We start from the raw sequence: 18,231 nt of genomic DNA, 5'->3' as shown, positions 1-18,231 counted from the left end.
GGGTCTACATGGGCCCACACGAATGTGGACCGGACTGGTCAATTATAAAATCGACCCCCCTCGGGTCAAGGGAACATAAGGCGAGGAGCCCCCATCCGCGACGCGCCGGGTCGTGGTTCAACACCTCGCCGGAGTGGCGCGCTCGGACCGCGCCGTCCTGGGGCGGGCTGATCCGAAACGGTGCTTCGCGCGCCCATAAGTGCCCGTTTCGTGGCCCCGCGGGGCATGGCCGGGCGCCTGCACTGGAGCGGCCGCGGAGGGTACGCACATGAGCGCCAACGCGAAGTCACACGCCCGGGGCAACGGTCAGGATCCGCAGCTGGAGGGGACGGGGCGGCCGTCGTTGATCCGCCTGGAGGGGGGCCTGGAGCGCTCCCGCTACGCGGACGGGTGGCGGGCGGGCAAGCCGGCGGAGGACCCGGAGAAGGTGAAGCGCTGGGGGCTCATCACCGCGCGGCCCAGCGAGTTCCTCATCCACATGCGCCGGGGCCGGGTGCGCGAGGTGAGCGGGCAGGGCGCCAGCTGCTTCAAGCTGCCGGGGGACTCGGTGGCCATCGTGCCCACCAGCATCCAGCGGCTCCAGTTCACCGCGGAGCAGGTGACGAGCGAGAAGGTGGGCGTGGCGGTGACGGGGCTCGCGGTGTACCGCATCGCGGATCCGCTGGTGGCCTTCCGGATGCTCAACTTCAGCTACCCGGAGCGGGCGCAGGAGAAGCTGGCGGAGCTGCTCCGGGAGATGTTCGTGGGCGCGGCGCGCAGGCTGGTGGCCAACCTCGCCGTGGAGGAGTGCCTGTCTCGGCGCAAGGAGGGCATCGCGGAGGAGCTGATGCGGGAGATCGCCCCCGTGCTCTCCGGCCGGGGCCGGCTGGAGGACCGCACCGACTCCGGCTGGGGCGTGCTGCTGGACACGATTGAGATCCAGGACGTGCGCGTGCTGTCCGCCGCCGTCTTCGAACACATGCAGGCGCGCTTCCGCCGCGAACAGGAGCGGCAGGCGCGCGAGGCGGAGCTCGCCAAGGAGCGCTTCGTCCGGCGCGAGGAGACGGAGGCCGAGCGCGTGCTCAACCTCCAGAAGCTCGCCGCGCGCGAGGAGGTGCGCCAGCGCACGCAGGCCACCGACGAACAGGCGCGGCTGGAGCAGTTGGCGGTGGAGGCGCGCCTCGCGCAGGCGAAGATGGAGCAGGTGCGCCAACAGCAGCAGGAGCGCACGGCGGTGGAGCGCGAGATGGCGCTCGCGAAGCTGGGCGCCGACGAGGAGGTGCGCCAGCGGACCCAGTCCCTGGCGGAGCAGGCCCGCCTGGAGGCGCTGGCCACCGACGCGCGGCTGGAGGAGGCGCGGCTCACCAGCGAACGTCAGCTCACGTACAACCGCGCGCAGGGCGCGCTGGAGCAGCTTCGCTGGGAGCAGGAGGCGGAGGCCGCCAAGGCCCAGGTGGAACTGGAGCGCATGCGCCGCCAGCAGGAGGCCGAGGCCACCCTGCACGCGCTGCGGGTCGAGGAGGCCCGGCAGGAAGCCGAGCAGCTGTCCGCCCGGCTCCAGGTGCTCCTGGCGAAGCAGTCCATCGCGGAGGCGGAGGCCGGCATCGCGGAGCTGGAGCTGCGGCGCACGCGGGCGCAGCAGGGCCTGGAGATGGAGCGCGCGAAGGCGCTGCGTGAGATTGAGAACACGGTGAGTCCGGAGGTCATCCAGCTGACCGTGGCCCGGCAGCTCCCACAGGTGGCGGCGGCCTTCCAGCAGCGGATGGGGGAGGTCCACGTGACGGCGGTGGATGGCGCGAACCCCTTTGGCTACATCGCCGCCGCCGTGGAGGGCGTGATGGGGCTGGCCCGCTCCGCGGGCTTGAACGTGCCTGCCTCCCCGCCGCGGGTGCCGGTGGGGTAGCCGCGTCCCCGGCCTCCGCATATAGAAGGGAGCCTCCCGGTCCGGGATGCGCGGGGAGTCGAGGCACGCATGGACATGAAGAAGCTGACGGTGGCGGCGGTGCTGGCGGGCGTGGTGGTGGCCGTGGTGCCGTGGTTCCTGCCCACCGGCCCGAGCGCCGGCCTGGACGCGGCCCGGTTCCTGGAGTCGGGCAGCCTGGCCTGGGGCGCGCTGGTGGTGTTCGCCGGCGGCCTGCTCACCGCGATGACGCCGTGCGTGTACCCGCTCATCCCCATCACCGTGTCGGTGTTCGGCGCGCGCAAGGCGGAAGGGCGGGGCCGCTCGCTGGCGCTGACCTCCGCGTACATCGTGGGCATGGGCGTCGTGTTCAGCGCGCTGGGCATCCTGGCGGCGAAGACGGGCCAGGCCTTCGGCTCCATGTTGGGCAGCCCCGCGGTGGTGATGGGGCTGGCGCTGTTCCTCCTGCTGCTGGCCTCGTCCATGTTCGGCGCGTTCGAGCTGGCGCTGCCGTCGGCGATGCAGACGAAGCTGAGCAACGTGGGCGGCACCGGCCTCGCGGGCGCGTTCATCATGGGCAGCGTGTCCGGGTTCCTCGCGGCGCCTTGCACGGGCCCCGTGCTCACGGGCCTGCTGGCCTTCGTGGCGAAGTCCGCCAACACGACGCTGGGCGCGGCGCTGCTGTTCATCTACGCGCTGGGCATCGGCGTGCCGTTCTTCCTCATCGGCGTGTTCACGGTGCGGCTGCCGCGCGGTGGCGTGTGGATGGAGTGGGTGAAGAGCGTGCTGGGCATCATGCTGGTGGCGCTCGCGTTCTCGTACGTGAAGGATGCCTTCCCCTGGGCGCGCGACACGGTGAAGGCGCTGGGGGCGGAGGTGGGGCAGGTGCCCGGCGCGGTCGTCGCCGCGCTGCTGGTGACGGTGGGCGTCCTCCTGGGCGCGGTGCACCGCTCGTTCAAGGAGGGCGCGCGCGACTTCGGCTTCAAGGCGCTGGGCGTGGCGCTGGTGGTGGGCGCGCTGGTGGTGCGCGGCGGCGCGCTGGACGCGCGGCCCACGGGGGAGCTCTGGGTGCGCATGGGGCTCGTGGCGCCTCCGGCCGCGCCGGCCTGGCAGTGGCACCACGTGATGCCGCCGAAGTCGGCCACGTTCGACGCGGGCCAGTTCGAACGGGTGCTCGCGGCCGCGAAGAAGGAAGGCCGTCCGGTGCTCATCGACTTCTTCGCGGACTGGTGCGCGGCCTGCAAGGAGCTGGACCGGCACACCTACCCGTCGAGCGAGGTCATCTCCCAGGCGGAGGACGGGCACTTCCTCACCATCAAGATCGACGCGACGAACAGCGAGGACCGCCTGGACGCGCTGATGGAGCAGCTGGGCGTGGAGGGCCTGCCCACGGTGGCGTTCGTGAACCCGGATGGCACGGTGCTGAAGAACCCGCGCGTGACGGGGTTCCTGGAGCCCGTGCCCTTCGCGGCGGAGATGCAGAAGGCGGTGCAGTAGGAGGCCACCGCTGGCCGCCGCTCAGCGGTAGTTCTCCCAGCCCAGCCGCCCCCGGCTCGCCAGCACGCGCTCGATCATCAGCTCGTGCAGCGTGAGGAGCGGCTTCGCCACGTCCGCGCCCTCCAGCCGCGCGAGCGCGCCGGCCATGGCCTCCAGCGTGGACATCCCGTCGGGGTGCGGCGGCCGTCGCAGGCGGCGCGTGTCCGGCCCCGGGGGCGGCAGCCTCAGGCCCGGCAGCCGGCGCAGGGCGGGCACCCGCTGCATCATTCGCCGCGCCTGGGCCCAGCTCCCGTCGATGACGATGAGCCGCTTGGGCGGAGGGCCCTCCGCCTCCGGCGCGTCGGGGAACAGCAGCCAGGTGTCCGGGGTGTCCAGCACCGCCGCGTCGAACGGCGACCCGGGCGCGCCATAGGAGACGATGCCGCAGCGGGGCAGGGCCAGCGCCGCGATGCGCGCGGTGTTGGTGCTCTTCTGCGACTCCTTGTGGTGCCGGATGACGAGCAGCTCCGTGCGCGTGGGGACCACGGGCACGTCCGCGCACAGGCACCACGCCGTGGGCAGGTAGCACCGCTCACAGCGGCCGGCGAGGTCCTCCGGGGTGCGCGACCTCATTTCGTCGCGGTGCGGTAGCGCTCCATCAGGGTCCGCGCCTCCCGCAGCTTCTCCTCGACGAAGCGGTCGTCCGCGTCCGGTTCGTATTCCGCGTCCGGAGGGTCCAGTTGGAAGAGGGCGGACAGGCTGGCGGGGGCGACCTCCAGCCACTCGGAGGTGCGGTTCAGCGCGGCCTGGCGGCGCCCGGCGAAGGTCTCCGGTCCGTCCTCCGGCCCACACCGGCAGATGCGCGCCGAGTCCCCCGACACGTCCACGTAGAGGCCCAGCACCTCCGCGTCCACCTCCGCCGCCAGCGCGCAGGTGGCCTCGCTGACGTAGGCCGCCATGGCCTGCGCCGCCGAGCGCTCCGTCAGCGAACGCACCAGGTACACCTGCCACCCGGCCTCCGTCAGCGCCCCGGCCTCGCTCAGCGGGGCCAGCTCCGCCGGGGGCGCCTGGATGCGCGACAAGAGCCGGCGCACGGGGACCTCCAGCCGCTCGAGCCGGGCGTTCGACGCGGGGCAGAAGAAGACCACGCGGTACTCTCGGCTGTCGGCGGCGGTTTCCATGGGCATACGGCGGTGCCCAAGAGGACCAAATGACTCCCCAGGCACGCAAGGGGGAGTTTCAGCCCCGGGGCGCTTCCCTCGGCCGCCCCCACCATGAGCGACGGTCCCGGCCCGCTCCCTCGCTCCCCAAGGCCGTTGAGCCTCGGCAAGGGGGCACGGGCCGCGCCGCGAAGCGACCCAGCGGGAGGTGTCACCCAAGGCTGACGCACCAGAAGGGGCATGCGCGGGCCGCGCGCCCGGCGCGGATCCACCCGGCGCGAATATCCTCCGGAGCCAGCGAACGGCTGGGGCATGCTGGACGCCCTTTTTCACGCCGGGCGGGGCGCGCGCCACCCGGAGGCAATACACACCCATGGAGAGGAATTGATCCGGGAGTGCCTGGATGTCTGTCTATTCCATGCAATGAATTGGCGTCTGCTTGAAGTGTTCCAGTCGCACTGCCAGATGTGACGCCGGGTGAATCGCGCGCGCGTTTGTCGCATCCGTGAGAAAAAAAGAATCCGACCCTCGGCGTTCTCTGAGGGAAGGGAGGCGGTCGCATGGTGCCAGGGAGGGAGGAGCCGCCGGTCAGGGAGGGCTCTGGAGGGGAATTCGCCGCTTTCGCGATCCGCCATCAGCCGGTGCTGGTCGCCATCGCGCGCAACGTCTGTGGCAAGAGTGCCAGCGATTGCGACGACCTGGTGCAGGACGTGCTGCTGCGGGCGTTGTTGCAATGGGAGCGGCTCAAGCGCTGGCCGGAGCCCGCGCGTCGCGCGTGGCTGGTGCGCGTGCTGCACAACCGGTTCCTGGATCAGTGCCGGCGCCAGGGCGCGGAGACGGACCGGCGGGTGGACCTGCACAACGTGCACATGCTCTTCGAGGATCCGGAGGACGCGCCGGAGCCCGAGCAGTGGGAGTGCGTCACGGAGGACGAATTGCGCCAGGCGGTGGCCCGGCTCAACGAGAAGCTTCGCCAGGCGTTCGAACTGCACGCGCGCGGCCTGCGCCACGCGGAGATCGCCCGGCGGATGAACACCCCCAGCGCGGGAACGGTGGGCACGTGGCTCTTCCACGCCCGCCGCCGCCTCAAGGTCATGCTCCACGACACCGCGGAACGCCGCCGGCAGGAGAGGGAACGATGAGCACCGCGTGTGAGGACCTGCGGCCCTTCCTGGACGGCGAGCTGTCCGCGGAGGACCAGCGCCGCGTCCGGGGCCACCTGGCCCGCTGCGACGTCTGCGCCGGGCGCTTCCATGACCTGTTGCAACTGGAGATGCTCGCGCGGCTGGCGCTGGAGGACGCCGCGGAGAGCGAGCGCTGGGTGTCCGCCCGGCAGGCCCGTGACACGGTGCCGGGCTCCTGGGACGACGAGGTCCCGGCGCACTGGCCCGGGGGCGTCCTCCCGGAGCACGCCCCGCCGCCTCCGGACCGCGAGGGCCGGGCCTGGCACCAGGGCGCGCGCCGCTTCCGCCGCCGGTGTCCGGGGTGCGCCTCCTGCTGCCCCTGGTTCGCGCGGGAGGAGGACGTGGAGGCGGTCAGCGCCCCGCGTTGGCCCTGTCCTCGCGCGAGCCGGTCCGGGGGGACGCTCCTGCGGCCCCGCTCGCGCCGCTGAAGCCGCGGAGGTCTGCCTGCTCCTCCCCGTGGGGCAGGCGGAGGGACGCGCGGCGGACCTTCGGGGAAGAAGCCCCAAGGATTGATTCCGCCCGCGTTTCGACAGGGACGGGAGGCGGCTGCCCGGGACGGGGCCTGGCGCACAATGGATCTCTGGTGCAAGAAGCTCTACCGGTTCCTGGATGGCGAGCTGGAGTCAGGCGACGAGGAGCACTTCCGGCTCCACCTGGCCCTCTGCCGCGCGTGCGCCAGCGGGCTGCATGACGCCATGCAGCTGGAGATGCTCAGCGTCCAGGCCCTCTGCGGCGCCGTGGCCCACAACGACGCGCCCCCGCCTCCGGCCCCCGCCCGCCAACGGGTCGCGCTCCGCCTCGGCCTGCTGCGCGGTTGGCGGGGGCGGACGCTGGGGGCGCTGCTGGCGATGGGGTTGGGGGCGGCCGCCGCGCTGTTCACGGGCTTCCCCTCCCGGATGGCGGATGCGTGGCGGGCGGATGCGTCGGGCCGGGAGCTGGAGGCGCGCATCGCCTACCCGGCCGCGGACCGGTACCTGCCCTACGTCCCCGTCCGGACGGGGGCGGTGGGGGACCGGACCGGGCTGCCCGCCGAACCTCCCGTGCCCCTGCGCACCCTGGCCGCGCTGGAGGAGCAGGGGGACCTGCACGGCATCGCGGCGGCATACCTGGTGCGCGGCGAGCTGCGTCAGGCCGCGGACTTCCTGGCGCGCAGCGCGCCCTCGGTGGACCGGGACAGCGACCGCGCCGTGGTGGCGATGGCGGCCGGCGACCTGCGGGGGGCGCTGGAGCTGCTGGAGGGCGTGTTGCGTCAGGCACCCGACCATCCCCAGGCCCTGTGGAACCGGGCGCTGGTGCTCCGGGCGATGGGCCTGCCCCTCCAGGCGGCGGAGGCCTTCGAATCCGTGGCCCGCCGGGGGGAGCCCGGGTGGAGCGAGGAAGCCGGAATCCGGGCCCGCGCCCTGCGGCAGGCGGGCCACTTCCTGAATTGAGGTCGCCGCGACCCAAGGATTCTGGCGGTCGGCGTCTAATTATCGAGGCGCGGCGTGGCGGTGGCGACGGTGGCGGGATGGAAACACCGCACCCAGGGGGACGCGATGTACCGCATCGATGCGTGGAGCCAGGGGGACGGCGCGATGTGGGCGCCCGGTTCCAACGGGGGCGCGGGTGTGCGGACGGAGGACGCGGTCCGGGAGCCGGGGAACGACCGGACCGAGGATGAGGGGGACGGGGAAGCGGTCTCCCAGCAGGAAGGGGAGGCGTCGCTCTTCGAGTTCGATGAAAGCGACCTGGACGGGGTCGCCAGCTACTGACGTGACGGCGCGCGCGGTTGGGTGTCCGCGCTCCATGCGGCTTTCGGGGGAAGGCCGCCCGCTTCCAGTGGATCCACCGGCCGTGAAGGCCGGGTTGGGTCCCGGAGTTCCGGACCGGGGGGGACGGGGCCCGGAAGCGAGCAGGAGCGAGGTCGTCCGAGCGGGTGAGCAGGTGGGATGCGCCCCAGGCCCTCTGCTCCCGGATCCTTCAGGGTTCCGGGAGCGGGGGGCTTCGGTTTTTCGCGCGCTAAGCTCCCGGCCTCCTTCCCGACCTGGAGTTCCCGACATGATGCGTTGGCCCGCGGCAGTCCTGTCCGCCTTGAGCCTGGGGTGTCTGGTGGCCTGTGCCACCGCGCCCGTGCGTGACACCCCCGTTGCTGCCTCCACCCGTGTGCCTCCTCCGTCCCAGGCGCTGGCGCTTCGCGAGTCCTGGCTGGCGGGGCGGCACGCGCTGCTGCTCGACATGATGCGGCGGCACGGCGTGGGCATGTGGGTGGTCATCAACGAGGAGTTCCACGATGACCCGCTGACGGCCTGGGTCGCGCCGCCGCTGCCCTACGCGGGCAACCGCGACGTGTTCGTCTTCGTGGACGCGGGCGACGCGGGGCTCAAGAGAATCGCGCTGACGGGCTACGCCACGGAGGCCGTGACGCGGTTCTTCGAGATGCCCGCCGTGGAGCGCAAGCAGGAGGAGGCGCTCGCGGAGCTGGACGCGCGCTACCGCCCGCGCACCATCGCGCTGGGCATGGATGGCCGGCGCGGGGTGACGCGCAGCCTGACGCATGGCAGCTACCGGTGGCTGGTGGAGGCGCTGGGCGCCTCCGCGGAGGCCCGCTTCGTGAGCGCGGCGCCGCTCATCGAGGAGTACCTGGACACGCGGCTGCCCGGCGAGTTCGAGCCGTACCGCGACCTGGTGGCGCTGACGGAGTCGCTGGTGAAGCGCGCGCTCTCCAACGAAGTGGTGGTGCCTGGGAAGACGACGGTGGGGGACGTGCGCCGCTGGCTGTACGACGCGCTGTGGGAGGCGCGTGTGGGCACGTGGTTCGAGCCGGACCTGCGCGTGCAGCGCCAGGGCATGAAGGACGGCTTCTCGCGTGGGTTCCTGGCCGTCGCGGACGAGGCGGTGGTCATCCAGCGCGGGGACCTGGTGCACGTGGACTTCGGCATCACGGCGTTGGGCTTGAGCACGGACTGGCAGAAGATGGCCTACGTGCTCAAGGAGGGGGAACAGGACGCGCCGGAGGGGCTGAAGCGCGCGCTGACCAACACCCAGGCGCTCCAGGACGCGCTGATGCTGCGGGCGTCGCGGCCGGGGCGCTCGTCGGCGGATGTCTACGACGACACCCTGGCGGAGATGAAGGCGAAGGGCATCGAGGCGAAGGTGTACAGCCACCCGCTGGGCGCGCAGGGCCATGCGCTGGGGGCCTCCATCGACTTCCGCGCGGCCTCGCGTCAGGAAGCGCCCCGGTTGCTGCGCAAGGGCTCCTATCTCGCGGTCGAGCTCAACACCGTCACCGCCGTGCCAGAGTGGGGCGGCCAGCAGGTGGCGGTGATGCAGGAAGATCCGGCGTACCTGACGGACGAGGGCTGGAGGTTCTTCGTGCCGCGGCAGGACGCCTTCTATCTCATCCACTGAGGACACGAAGGGAGCGGAAGCGATGCGCATGGACAGGCCATGGACGTCAATCAACAGGAGGGAGGGCCGCGCGCGGTTCGCGCTGGCGCTCCTGTGGGGCATGGCGGGGGGCGCGGGCTGCACCGCCTCCGCCGCCGATGAAGCCTCCTCGGAAGCCCCCCAGCGTCAGGAGCGCCCCCTGGCCGCGGAGGCCACGCTGCGTCCTCCGCGCAGGGTGGACAGCCTGTTGAGCCTGTTCGACCAGACGGCCTCGGTGGTGGAGGGCGAAGTCACGGACATCCGCTCGGAGTACTCACCGCGCACGGGCCCGTGGACGGTGGTGACGCTGGGCAACGTGCGGGCGCACCTGGGCACAGCCCCCCGGGAGGTCCAGCTCAAGCAGGCCGGAGGGCTGCTCCCGGACGGACGGCGGCTGGTGATCAGCCACGTGCCCCGCTTCGTCCAGGGGGCGCGCTACGTCGTCTTCCTGCGCAACACCGGTTGGAGCCTGTCTCCCGTCCTGGATGAGCATGCCTTCCGCGTGGAGACGGTGGCGGGCCGGGAGGTGCTCGTCGGAGCCGAAGGCGGACTCGTGTCCGGCATGGACTCCGAGGGCGTGCGGCAGACGGCGCCGGTGTTCGAGACCGTGGATCTGATGGGCGTGCGGCCGGCGCTGCGCGCGGGGGCGGAGGGCCGGAAGGCGCCGGAGGCACTGGGGCGTGAGGCCTTCCTGTCGCTGCTCCAGAACCACCTGCGCGCGCGGGGGCTCACCGTGGAGGGGACGTTCCGAGCGGAGCCCGTTACCGCCGCGTCGTCCCTGTCCGTGGCGGTGGCGCCCGCGCCGGCGCGGGGCCCCGCGTCCGGCATCGTTCCCCTTCAGCCCGAGCGGGACGTCCCGCCCGGCCAGCCGTGATGAGGTTCGCCATGAGGTCAACGCAACTCGCGGGCATCGTCGCGGCGCTGGCGCTGGGCGGCATGGAGGCGGAAGCCGCCGCCTGGGACACGTGCAACGGGCTGCCGGTGAAGTGGTACGCCGGGCCGGCCGTGTATCGCAACCGGTGCAGCATCCCGGACTCCGGCAACGTCAACACGGCGTACTGGAACGGCCTGCGGCAGTGGGATGACCTGTCGCGCATCGTCAGCGCCTTCAACGTGAACCCGGTGACGGACTGCTCGCTGGACCACAGCGACGGGCAGAACGAGATCGGCCTGTGCGACCGGGCGGCGATCGACGGGAACAACGGCGTGACGTACTCCACGGTGGGGCTGTGCTTCATCGGGAGCAACGGCATCGACGAAGCGGACGTCTGCATCGCCAGCGACCTGGACTTCACGCCGCGCACCGGGAATGCGTTCGGCACGTCGGGGCGAAGCACGTTCGTGCATGAGGCGGGACACTTCTTCGGCTTCAAGCACGAGGGCGGGCACAGCATCCTGCGCACGTCCCCGCCGCACCTGGTGACGGGAGGCTATGAGTCCTCCACGCTGTGGCCCACGAACGCACAGGGCATGAACACGCTGTATGGCTATGCGCAGTCGAAGCCGAACCTGCTGCCCTCCTCGATGGGCGTGGTGGGGGATGTGGCGCAGACGCTGGATCCCGCGGGCACCCGGGCCGTGTGCCGGGGCTCGGCGCAGAGCGTGAAGTTCTACGTGGGCAACATGGGCAACGCGGCGGTGTCTTCGTACACGCTGCGCGTGCGCCTGAGCCCGACGGCCCCTCCGACTGGCTACTACGAGTCCAGCACCACCGTGGCCACGTACAACCACTCGCTGGGCGCGTTCGCGGAGGGCACCTATTCGCTGGGGTTCACGGTGCCCGCCGGGCTGCCCTTCAACACGTATTACATCTACCTGGACATGGATCCGGAGGGGGCGGTGGACGAGCTGCGTGAGAACGACAACTCCACCGTCAGCGCGATGCTCCTGCGGGTGGGGTGCTGAGCTTGCGAGCCATGGCCCTGATGGGGAGCCTGCTCCTGGGCGCCTGCGCGACGCCCAGGCAGGAGCAGGCGTCGTCACGCGACGCGCTCAGGGCCACGCCTGAGTCAACGGCCGCCGCCGAGCGTCCCCAGCCTCCTGGCCCGGTCACGGTACGCACGCACGAGGGCACCTACGCGGCCCCATCCGTGATGCTCGTCGCCACGTTCCTGGCGAGTCCTCCCATGCGCCTCCTCTTGGTTTCGGTGCGCGCGGAGTCAGGGAGCGGGGCGAAATGGCACATCGTCATGGGGGTGGATGAGACGTTCCTGAAGACGAAGCGAGCCACCGCGCGGCTCATCCCCGCGCAGGGGTTGGGTCCGGGGCTCGCGTTGGTGGAGTTCCAGTCTGGCTCAGGGCCCTGGATGGTGTTCGCGGACGGGACCCTGGAGCTGACCGCCACCGGTCAGGAGGTCCGAGGCACGGCGCGGCCGAAGTCCGGGAGCGAGTTCGCGACGTTCGAGGGTCCCCTCACGCTCGAATGCTGGGTGCCACCCGAGTGGTTGAACGGAGCGGGCGCGCAAGGGGCACCGCCGCCGACCCCCGTCGCGTCCGAACCAGAAGAGATGCCGGTCCGAGTGCTCGATACGGCACTGGCCACGCCGCAATGTCAGGCCATGGCGGACGCCTTGCGCTGAGCCGCGCCTGACCCCGTGGGCCCGTCCGGAAGGGCTCACGGGGGCGGGCCGCGTCACTCCGCGTCGCGTCCGCTCACCTCCGCCCAGGTCAGTCCGAAGCGCGCCAGGTATTTCCGCAGCCTGTCCGCGTCGTTGACGCTCTTCTTCTGCGCGCGGGACTGGGCGAACAGCGTCCGGCCCGCGTCCGACAAGGAGCGCGCGGCGCGGCACACGCTGACCACGTCCGCGAGCTGCACACGGTCGAAGCGATCCAGCTCCGCCGCGCGCTCGGGGCCCAGCACCTCCATCAACACGGACTCATTCCCTGAAGCAGCCGCCCCCGCGGGCCGCCACTGCGCGCGCAGCCGCTCCAGCTCCTCGTCCACCACCTCGCGCGTCATCCTCCCGCCGGCCGCCAGCGTGGACATGCGCAGCACGGCGGCGTTGAGGTCCCGGAAGTTGCCGCTCCAGCGGGCCTCGGGGGAGGTGGCGAAGCGCAGGAAGTGCTCCTGGGCCTCCCGGCTCATCGTCACCCGCGTGCCGAGCGCCTGGGAGGCCTGGTCCAGCTCGTAGAGCAGGTTGGGCGCGATGTCCTCCGGACGCTCGCGCAGCGCGGGCAGCCGGAAGGTCCACAGGTTGATGCGCGCGAGCAGGTCCTCGCGGAAGCGTCCCCGCTCCACGTCCAGCTGGAGGTCGCGGTTCGTGCCCGCGATGAGCTGGAAGTCGCTCTCCGCCTCCTTGTCTGCGCCCACGGGCAGGAACCGCTTGTCCTCCAGCGCGCGCAGGAGCATGGCCTGCTCGTCCGGGCCCAGCTCTCCAATCTCATCCAGGAACAGCACGCCCCCGTGGGCCTGTCGCATCAGCCCGGGCCGGTCTCCCGCCGCGCCCGTGAACGCGCCCTTCACGTGGCCGAAGAGCGTGGACATCGCGCCGTCGCCGCGCAGCGTGGCGCAGTTGAGATCCACGAATGGTCCCGCCACCTGGTTGCGCGCCTTCTTCAACGCGTAGATGCGCCTGGCGAGCTGCGACTTGCCCGCGCCCGTGGGCCCTGTCAGCAGCAGCGGCGCGCGGGACTGCACGGCCACCTGCTCGATCCGTTCGATGAGGCGGTTGAACGCGGCGTTGTGCGTGTCGATGCCGGACTTGAGGAACGACAGGCCCTCGCGCTGCTGCTGCTGGAAGCGCGCCGCCAGCGTGTCGTAGTTCGACAGGTCCAGGTCGATGAGCGCGTGCGTGCCCACGGTGCCGTGCTCACGGCCCCGGCCCGGCGCCGTCTGCACCAGCCGGCCCGGAATCAGCCGGCTCTCCACCAGCAGGAACATGCAGATCTGCGCGATGTGCGTCCCCGTGGTGATGTGCACCAGGTAGTCCTCTTCCTCCGGATGGAAGGCGTGCGCGCGCACGTGGTCCAGGAGCGCGCCGTACGTCTCCTCCAGGTTCCATGGGTCGCGGAGGGGCAGCGGCGTCAGCCGCACCTGCGTCTCCGGGGACACCTGCGCGATGTCCTCCTGGAGCAGCGCGGCCAGCGCTGACGCCTGGGGCGGATGCAGCAGCTCCAGCCGGTGCACCAGCAGGTCCTCCTGCTGGCACAGCGCCACCGTGGGCCGCCACCGCGCCCAGCGCTGCGCCCCCATCCCCGTGTCCAGCGTCGTCCCCAGCATCCCGATGACGACGGTCCGCCGCGCCCTGCCTTTTTGAGCCATCAGGATAGGTATTTATCCCATGGGATATGGATTTCCATCCCCGAACAGGGGCTCCCTCGGAGACGGCGTTGGCACGGCGGGTGCTCTAGCTCCCCCACGTGACCGGGACAGCAAGCCCGAGTCGAACGACCGAAAGGTGCAGACCATGGACCGCGTGAACACGAACTACGAGGTGCTGTCGGACGAGGCGGGCCGCCCCATCAAGGCGTGGACGGTGGGGGTGCCGTTCGAGGACGAGGCGAAGAAGCAGCTTCGCAACCTCCGGGGCCTGCCCTTCATCCACAAGTGGGTCGCGGTGATGCCGGACGTGCACCGCGGTTACGGCGCGACGGTCGGGAGCGTGGTGCCCACGGTGGGCGCGGTGGTTCCGGCGGCGGTGGGCGTGGACATCGGATGCGGGATGATCGCCGTGCGCACGACGCTGCGCGCGTCGCAGCTGCCGGACTCGCTGCGCGGGGTGCGCTCCGCCATCGAAGCGGCGGTGCCGCACGGCCGGACGGACAACGGCGGCCGCAATGACCGCGGGGCGTGGAAGGACTCGCCCGTGACGCATACGGATGCGTGGGCGGCGCTCGCGAAGGGGTACGCGCAGATCATCGCCAAGCACCCGCGCATCGGCCGTGGGCCGGAGCTCGCGCACCTGGGGACGCTGGGGACGGGGAACCACTTCATCGAGCTGTGCCTCGATGAGTCGGACGGCGTGTGGCTGATGCTGCACTCCGGGTCGCGCGGGGTGGGTAACCGCATCGGAAGCCACTTCATCGAGCTGGCGAAGGAGGACATGCGCCGCTTCTATGTCCACCTGCCGGACGCGGACCTGGCGTACCTGCCGGAGGGGACGGAGCACTTCGATGACTACGTGTTCGCGGTGAGCTGGGCGCAGGACTACGCGGCGATGAACCGCGAGCTCATGCTGCGCTCGGCGGTGGATGCCCTGAAGGCGAGCGGTGAGCTGCCTCCGTTCGAGCTCTCCGAGTCGGCGGTGAACTGCCACCACAACTACATCTCGCGTGAGCACCACTTCGGAAAGAACTGCTTCGTGACCCGCAAGGGCGCGGTGCGGGCGCGCGAGGGCGACATGGGAATCATCCCCGGAAGCATGGGGGCCCGTTCCTACATCGTCCGCGGGAAGGGAAACGCGGATGCGTTCCATTCGTGCAGCCATGGCGCGGGCCGCGTGATGTCGCGGGAAGCGGCGAAGAAGCGCTTCACGCTGGAGGACCACGCGAAGGCGACGGCGGGCGTGGAGTGCCGCAAGGACGTGGATGTGATTGACGAGACGCCCGCCGCGTACAAGCCCATCGACGCCGTGATGGCCGCGCAGGCGGACCTGGTGGAGGTCGTCCACACGCTCAAGCAGGTGGTGTGCGTGAAGGGATAGCTCCCCCCGAAGTCCTTCCCACCCGCCACCCCGCGGAGGTGCCCATGCCGGGATGAATCCATCGAGGCGCCCGTTCCCCCACGGAGGTCCGCGCAAGCGGCCGTGATGGCGGGGGAGCGGGCGCCGCTATTTTTTAATCAGGGATGGGATGCTGCATCCGTCCGCGAGCGCGCAAAGGAGCACGACGCACATGGTCCGCATTGATGGTTCACAGGGAGAAGGGGGCGGCCAGGTGCTGCGCACCGCGCTGGCGCTGTCGCTGGTGACGGGGACGCCGTTCGAGATGATCAACGTGCGTGCCGGCCGCGCGAAGCCGGGCCTGCTCCGGCAGCACCTCACCGGGCTCAAGGCCGCGGAGGCCGTGGGGGCCGCGGAGGTGACGGGCGCGGAGCTGCGCTCCCAGCGGTTGACCTTCCGCCCGCGAGCGTTGACGGCGGGCAATTATCACTTCGCGGTGGGGACGGCGGGCAGCGCGACGCTGGTGCTCCAGACGGTGCTGCCCGCGCTCCTGCACGCCGAAGGCCCGTCCACGTTGATGCTGGAGGGCGGAACGCACAACCCGGCCGCGCCGCCGTTCGAATTCCTGGAGAAGACCTACCTTCCGCTGCTGCGCCGCATGGGCCCGCGCGTGGACGTGGCGCTGGAGCGGCCCGGCTTCTACCCGGCCGGAGGTGGGCGCTTCCGCGTGGACATCCACCCGGCGAAGCTCCAGCCGCTCCAGTTGATGGAGCGGGGGCGGGTGCTGCGCACGGAGGCCGTGGCCCAGGTGGCCTCCATTCCCTTCGACGTGGCGAGGCGCGAGTTGGAGACCGTGGCCCAGGTGCTGAAGCTGCGGCCCGACCAGCAGCGGCCCGAAGAGCTCAAGCGCGCCTTCGGTCCGGGCAACGTGCTGCGCGTGGAGGTGGAGAGCGAGCACGTCACGGAGGTGTTCACCGGCTTCGGCGAGCGAGGCAAGCGCGCCGAGGTGGTGGCGGAGGACGTCGCCTCCGAAGTGAAGCGCTACCTGGACGCGGGGGTCCCGGTGGGCGAGCACCTGTGTGATCAGCTCCTGCTGCTGCTCGCCCTGGCGAAGGGCGGACGCTTCCGCACGCTGGCGTTGGACAGCCATGCGCACACGCAGCGCGAGACGATGGCGCACTTCCTCGACGTGAAGGTGGACGTGCAAGCGGTGGAGCGCGACGTGCACGAGGTGACGGTGCGCGGCTGAAGCGCGGCGGGCCCGCGTCCCTTGTCCGGCGGGATGCACGGCGGGCGGACGCGGCGCCCGCGGCTGCGGCCCACGCGGGGCTCGCTGCCGCGACCGGGGGGCTGGTATGAACAGGGCCGTGTCCGACGGTCCCTCTCCTTCGCCCCTGTCCCTCGAAGACGCGCTCCTGCTCGCGAGCGAGGAGCACCAGTTCCCCAGCTACTACCAGTCCAGTGTGCGCCCGCTCCTGCGCGACCCGGAAGGGCGCTGGCCCCACTGCTGCGGTGGCGGTTGTGAGCCGTGCGCCCAGACGCTCATCCGCGTCGCCCTGCGCACGCTCGAGCTGATGGGCACGCCGCGCCAGAGCCCTCCGCCCGACTTCTAGAACAACCGCGTGCCCAGGCCCACGCGCCCGGTGAGGCCCAGGCGGGTATGGCCCGCGCCCGCGCGCTCCTGGAACGTCTCCACGCCCACCTGTCCCGCCGCGAGCAGCGACAGGTTTCCGCCCAGGTACACCTCCACGCCCAGGCCCCCCAGCGCCTGGAAGCGGCGCTGCTTGTCACCGGTGAGCCCCAGGTCGATGGGCAGGTCCACCAGCCCCAGCAGCTCCACGGTGTCCGCCACCCGGTAGCCCGCGACCATCCCCGGCAGGATGCGCACCAGCACGCCGGAGAAGTTGCGGGAGTCCATGTACGTGGAGCCCGAGTTGAGCACCAGGCCCAGGCCCAGCGTCGGCGCGAGCTGGAACGCCCCCCGCCGCACCACCTCCTTGCGGCCCAGGAACTCCAACGCCACGCCCAGCTTGAACCAGTCGAAGCGCGCCCGCGCCTCCACCTCCAGCGCACCCAGTCCCTGCCGGAACCCCACCCCCACCTCGGGAGCGCCCGTGTAGCCGTAGAGCGCCGTCGCCCCCGCCGGCAGCATCACCGGCGCGACCACCGAGCCCAGCGGGTCCTCGTTGGAGAAGGAGACGTCGGCATCCTGGGCGGCCGCCAGGGCGGGCATCACGAGGACGGTCAGCAGAAGGGCGAGGCGCATCATGGGCGCACCCTAGCGTGGGATGCGCGATGGCCAAAACCCAACGAATCCAGGGACTTGGGGGAGGGTTGCGCATTCACTCCAGTTCACTGGAAGAATACGGTTTCCATGGTTGCCTACCTGCACGCAGCACCGCCGCCTGAATCCGCCACGCCCCCAGGAGGTCGCCCGGCACTCGACCCGTCGGGTGGGGTCGGGAGTTCGGTGTTGTTGGTGGGCGCGGAGGCGCGTCCGGCGGTGACGGAGGCGCTCGTCGCGGAAGGCTTCGAGCCCGTGCGCGTGGAGGGCATGGGTGACGCGCTGGCGTGGCTGGGCTCGCGGGCGGAGCTGCCCCGGCTGGTCATCATCGACGCGGACCTTCCGGACGGAGACGGCTTCAGCCTCTGCGGCGCGCTCCGGGCGGACGCGAAGGTGGCGCACCTGCCGGTGCTGCTGGTGGCCCGCCATCAGGAGGAGTTCCACCGCGACCTCGCGGCGGGCGTGGGCGCGGACGAATACCTGGTGGAGCCGGTGGACGCGCGCGACGTGGCGGTGCTCGCGCGGCTGAAGGTCGGCCGGCGCGCCGAGGAGGACGTCTACGACGCGCACAGCGGGACGCTGCCCTGGGTGGACCTGGTGCGCGCGCTCCTGTCGGGGGTGCGCTCGGGCCGGGTGACGCTGACGGAGGACACGGGGGCCTTCACCTTCCGCCATGGCCTGGTGGTGGACGCGACCTTCCACGGTGAGCGCGGCAGCCTCGCGTTCCGGCGCCTGCTCTTCTTCGGCGCGGGCGCGTACACGGTGACGTTCGGCCCGGAGCTCCAGCGGGGCACCTTCACCATGGACCGCTCCTTCCTGTGTGAACAGGTGGTGCCGGGCCTGGAGCGCTTCGAGGCGCTGCGCATCCGGGGCCTGCCCCTGGCGGCGCGGCTCACGGTGGACTTCAACCGGTTGGCGCGCGAGCTGCCCTCGCTGCCCGAGGACGTCGAACAGGTGGTGCGCCTCTTCGACGGACGGCGCACGGTGCGCGCGATGCTGCTGGAGTGCCGCTTCCCGGAGGCCCTGGCCTACGAGGCGGCGACCCGGCTGTTCATGCTGGGCGTGCTGGTGCCCGCCATCCTGGTGGAGGAGCGCGAGCGCGCCCGGGAGTCCGCGGGGCCGCCGCGCCTGTTCGAGCCCGCCGCCGCGCCGGACACGGCTCCCGACCCCGAGCAGCAGCCGGAGCCGGCCGGGAGGCCCGCCACCGAGCCCGGCCCGGACGCGTCGTGAGGGTTTGACTCGG

The 18,231-nt window shown here is 71.7% G+C and carries 18 protein-coding genes; 14 read left to right on the top strand and 4 right to left on the bottom strand.

Annotated features, from left to right (window positions below; genetic code table 11):
* Positions 1–268 precede the first annotated feature (268 nt).
* Positions 269–1,882: an SPFH domain-containing protein gene (locus tag GTY96_RS30245; RefSeq protein WP_161666541.1), complete on the top strand. Its 1,614-nt coding sequence runs from the start codon at positions 269–271 to the stop codon at positions 1,880–1,882.
* Between the two features lie 69 nt (positions 1,883–1,951).
* Positions 1,952–3,376: a protein-disulfide reductase DsbD family protein gene (locus GTY96_RS30240; protein WP_161666540.1), complete on the top strand. Its 1,425-nt coding sequence runs from the start codon at positions 1,952–1,954 to the stop codon at positions 3,374–3,376.
* A 21-nt stretch (positions 3,377–3,397) separates the two neighbouring features.
* Here GTY96_RS30240 and GTY96_RS30235 read toward each other — a convergent pair whose 3' ends face one another.
* Both GTY96_RS30235 and GTY96_RS30230 read right to left on the bottom strand, forming a co-directional pair.
* The gene (locus GTY96_RS30235) at positions 3,398–3,988 is read right to left on the bottom strand and encodes a tRNA-uridine aminocarboxypropyltransferase (protein ID WP_143907310.1); all 591 of its coding nucleotides are present in this window, start codon (positions 3,986–3,988) and stop codon (positions 3,398–3,400) included.
* Complete coding sequence (locus tag GTY96_RS30230; RefSeq protein WP_143907308.1) at positions 3,985–4,536, bottom strand: hypothetical protein; 552 nt, start codon at positions 4,534–4,536, stop codon at positions 3,985–3,987. Before GTY96_RS30230 ends, GTY96_RS30235 begins: the two co-directional genes overlap by 4 nt.
* Positions 4,537–5,075: 539 nt before the next feature.
* Here GTY96_RS30230 and GTY96_RS30225 point away from each other — a divergent pair.
* The 8 genes from GTY96_RS30225 to GTY96_RS30190 all read left to right on the top strand — a co-directional run bounded on the left by GTY96_RS30225 (position 5,076) and on the right by GTY96_RS30190 (position 11,683).
* Positions 5,076–5,657, top strand: coding sequence for an RNA polymerase sigma factor (locus GTY96_RS30225; RefSeq protein WP_143907307.1), 582 nt, complete (start codon positions 5,076–5,078; stop codon positions 5,655–5,657).
* Positions 5,654–6,127: an anti-sigma factor family protein gene (locus tag GTY96_RS30220; RefSeq protein WP_143907305.1), complete on the top strand. Its 474-nt coding sequence runs from the start codon at positions 5,654–5,656 to the stop codon at positions 6,125–6,127. Before GTY96_RS30225 ends, GTY96_RS30220 begins: the two co-directional genes overlap by 4 nt.
* A 144-nt stretch (positions 6,128–6,271) precedes the next feature.
* Positions 6,272–7,129 (top strand): zf-HC2 domain-containing protein, encoded by an 858-nt coding sequence (locus GTY96_RS30215; protein ID WP_143907304.1) that lies wholly within the window; start codon positions 6,272–6,274, stop codon positions 7,127–7,129.
* Positions 7,130–7,183: 54 nt separating this feature from the next.
* Positions 7,184–7,450, top strand: a complete 267-nt coding sequence (locus tag GTY96_RS30210; RefSeq protein WP_143907302.1) for a hypothetical protein — start codon at positions 7,184–7,186, stop codon at positions 7,448–7,450.
* 286 nt (positions 7,451–7,736) lie between these two features.
* Positions 7,737–9,086: a M24 family metallopeptidase gene (locus GTY96_RS30205; RefSeq protein WP_161666539.1), complete on the top strand. Its 1,350-nt coding sequence runs from the start codon at positions 7,737–7,739 to the stop codon at positions 9,084–9,086.
* A gap of 28 nt (positions 9,087–9,114) precedes the next feature.
* A complete protein-coding gene (locus GTY96_RS30200; protein WP_161666538.1) occupies positions 9,115–9,978 on the top strand; it encodes a hypothetical protein in 864 nt (287 codons plus the stop codon).
* A gap of 11 nt (positions 9,979–9,989) precedes the next feature.
* The gene (locus GTY96_RS30195; RefSeq protein WP_161666537.1) at positions 9,990–11,009 is read left to right on the top strand and encodes a CARDB domain-containing protein; all 1,020 of its coding nucleotides are present in this window, start codon (positions 9,990–9,992) and stop codon (positions 11,007–11,009) included.
* Positions 11,010–11,020: 11 nt separating this feature from the next.
* Positions 11,021–11,683: a hypothetical protein gene (locus tag GTY96_RS30190; protein ID WP_161666536.1), complete on the top strand. Its 663-nt coding sequence runs from the start codon at positions 11,021–11,023 to the stop codon at positions 11,681–11,683.
* A gap of 53 nt (positions 11,684–11,736) precedes the next feature.
* On the opposite strand, the gene rtcR is transcribed toward GTY96_RS30190, so the two are convergent.
* A complete protein-coding gene (gene rtcR, locus GTY96_RS30185; protein ID WP_161666535.1) occupies positions 11,737–13,365 on the bottom strand; it encodes an RNA repair transcriptional activator RtcR in 1,629 nt (542 codons plus the stop codon).
* Between the two features lie 145 nt (positions 13,366–13,510).
* Between rtcR and GTY96_RS30180 the strand changes: the two genes are divergently transcribed.
* From GTY96_RS30180 to GTY96_RS30170, 3 genes are all read left to right on the top strand, one after another.
* Positions 13,511–14,746 carry an RtcB family protein gene (locus GTY96_RS30180; RefSeq protein ID WP_161666534.1) on the top strand — a complete coding sequence of 412 codons (1,236 nt, stop codon included), beginning with the start codon at positions 13,511–13,513 and terminating at the stop codon, positions 14,744–14,746.
* Positions 14,747–14,936: 190 nt separating this feature from the next.
* Complete coding sequence (gene rtcA / locus GTY96_RS30175) at positions 14,937–15,953, top strand: RNA 3'-terminal phosphate cyclase (RefSeq protein ID WP_161666533.1); 1,017 nt, start codon at positions 14,937–14,939, stop codon at positions 15,951–15,953.
* A 106-nt stretch (positions 15,954–16,059) separates the two neighbouring features.
* A complete protein-coding gene (locus GTY96_RS30170; protein WP_143907286.1) occupies positions 16,060–16,317 on the top strand; it encodes a hypothetical protein in 258 nt (85 codons plus the stop codon).
* Here GTY96_RS30170 and GTY96_RS30165 read toward each other — a convergent pair.
* Positions 16,314–16,973 (bottom strand): hypothetical protein, encoded by a 660-nt coding sequence (locus GTY96_RS30165; RefSeq protein WP_143907284.1) that lies wholly within the window; start codon positions 16,971–16,973, stop codon positions 16,314–16,316. The genes GTY96_RS30170 and GTY96_RS30165 overlap by 4 nt on opposite strands.
* A gap of 105 nt (positions 16,974–17,078) precedes the next feature.
* On the opposite strand from GTY96_RS30165, the gene GTY96_RS30160 reads away from it, so the two are divergent.
* A complete protein-coding gene (locus GTY96_RS30160; RefSeq protein WP_143907282.1) occupies positions 17,079–18,218 on the top strand; it encodes a response regulator in 1,140 nt (379 codons plus the stop codon).
* The last annotated feature ends 13 nt before the right edge of the window (positions 18,219–18,231 follow it).

It is taken from the genome of Corallococcus silvisoli (assembly GCF_009909145.1).
GTDB lineage: Bacteria > Myxococcota > Myxococcia > Myxococcales > Myxococcaceae > Corallococcus > Corallococcus silvisoli.
Note: the sequence above shows the minus strand (reverse complement) of the source record. Positions and strands in the feature narration are given on the sequence as shown.

What these genes read in the sequence shown, in the direction of transcription:
- GTY96_RS30245 (WP_161666541.1), top strand. Translation starts at nt 269, where the DNA reads ATGAGCGCCAACGCGAAGTCACACGCCCGGGGCAACGGTCAGGATCCG.
- GTY96_RS30240 (WP_161666540.1), top strand. Translation starts at nt 1,952, where the DNA reads ATGGACATGAAGAAGCTGACGGTGGCGGCGGTGCTGGCGGGCGTGGTG.
- GTY96_RS30235 (WP_143907310.1), bottom strand. Translation starts at nt 3,988, where the DNA reads ATGAGGTCGCGCACCCCGGAGGACCTCGCCGGCCGCTGTGAGCGGTGC.
- GTY96_RS30230 (WP_143907308.1), bottom strand. Translation starts at nt 4,536, where the DNA reads ATGGAAACCGCCGCCGACAGCCGAGAGTACCGCGTGGTCTTCTTCTGC.
- GTY96_RS30225 (WP_143907307.1), top strand. Translation starts at nt 5,076, where the DNA reads ATGGTGCCAGGGAGGGAGGAGCCGCCGGTCAGGGAGGGCTCTGGAGGG.
- GTY96_RS30220 (WP_143907305.1), top strand. Translation starts at nt 5,654, where the DNA reads ATGAGCACCGCGTGTGAGGACCTGCGGCCCTTCCTGGACGGCGAGCTG.
- GTY96_RS30215 (WP_143907304.1), top strand. Translation starts at nt 6,272, where the DNA reads ATGGATCTCTGGTGCAAGAAGCTCTACCGGTTCCTGGATGGCGAGCTG.
- GTY96_RS30205 (WP_161666539.1), top strand. Translation starts at nt 7,737, where the DNA reads ATGATGCGTTGGCCCGCGGCAGTCCTGTCCGCCTTGAGCCTGGGGTGT.
- GTY96_RS30200 (WP_161666538.1), top strand. Translation starts at nt 9,115, where the DNA reads ATGGACAGGCCATGGACGTCAATCAACAGGAGGGAGGGCCGCGCGCGG.
- GTY96_RS30195 (WP_161666537.1), top strand. Translation starts at nt 9,990, where the DNA reads ATGAGGTCAACGCAACTCGCGGGCATCGTCGCGGCGCTGGCGCTGGGC.
- GTY96_RS30190 (WP_161666536.1), top strand. Translation starts at nt 11,021, where the DNA reads ATGGCCCTGATGGGGAGCCTGCTCCTGGGCGCCTGCGCGACGCCCAGG.
- rtcR (WP_161666535.1), bottom strand. Translation starts at nt 13,365, where the DNA reads ATGGCTCAAAAAGGCAGGGCGCGGCGGACCGTCGTCATCGGGATGCTG.
- GTY96_RS30180 (WP_161666534.1), top strand. Translation starts at nt 13,511, where the DNA reads ATGGACCGCGTGAACACGAACTACGAGGTGCTGTCGGACGAGGCGGGC.
- rtcA (WP_161666533.1), top strand. Translation starts at nt 14,937, where the DNA reads ATGGTCCGCATTGATGGTTCACAGGGAGAAGGGGGCGGCCAGGTGCTG.
- GTY96_RS30170 (WP_143907286.1), top strand. Translation starts at nt 16,060, where the DNA reads ATGAACAGGGCCGTGTCCGACGGTCCCTCTCCTTCGCCCCTGTCCCTC.
- GTY96_RS30165 (WP_143907284.1), bottom strand. Translation starts at nt 16,973, where the DNA reads ATGATGCGCCTCGCCCTTCTGCTGACCGTCCTCGTGATGCCCGCCCTG.
- GTY96_RS30160 (WP_143907282.1), top strand. Translation starts at nt 17,079, where the DNA reads ATGGTTGCCTACCTGCACGCAGCACCGCCGCCTGAATCCGCCACGCCC.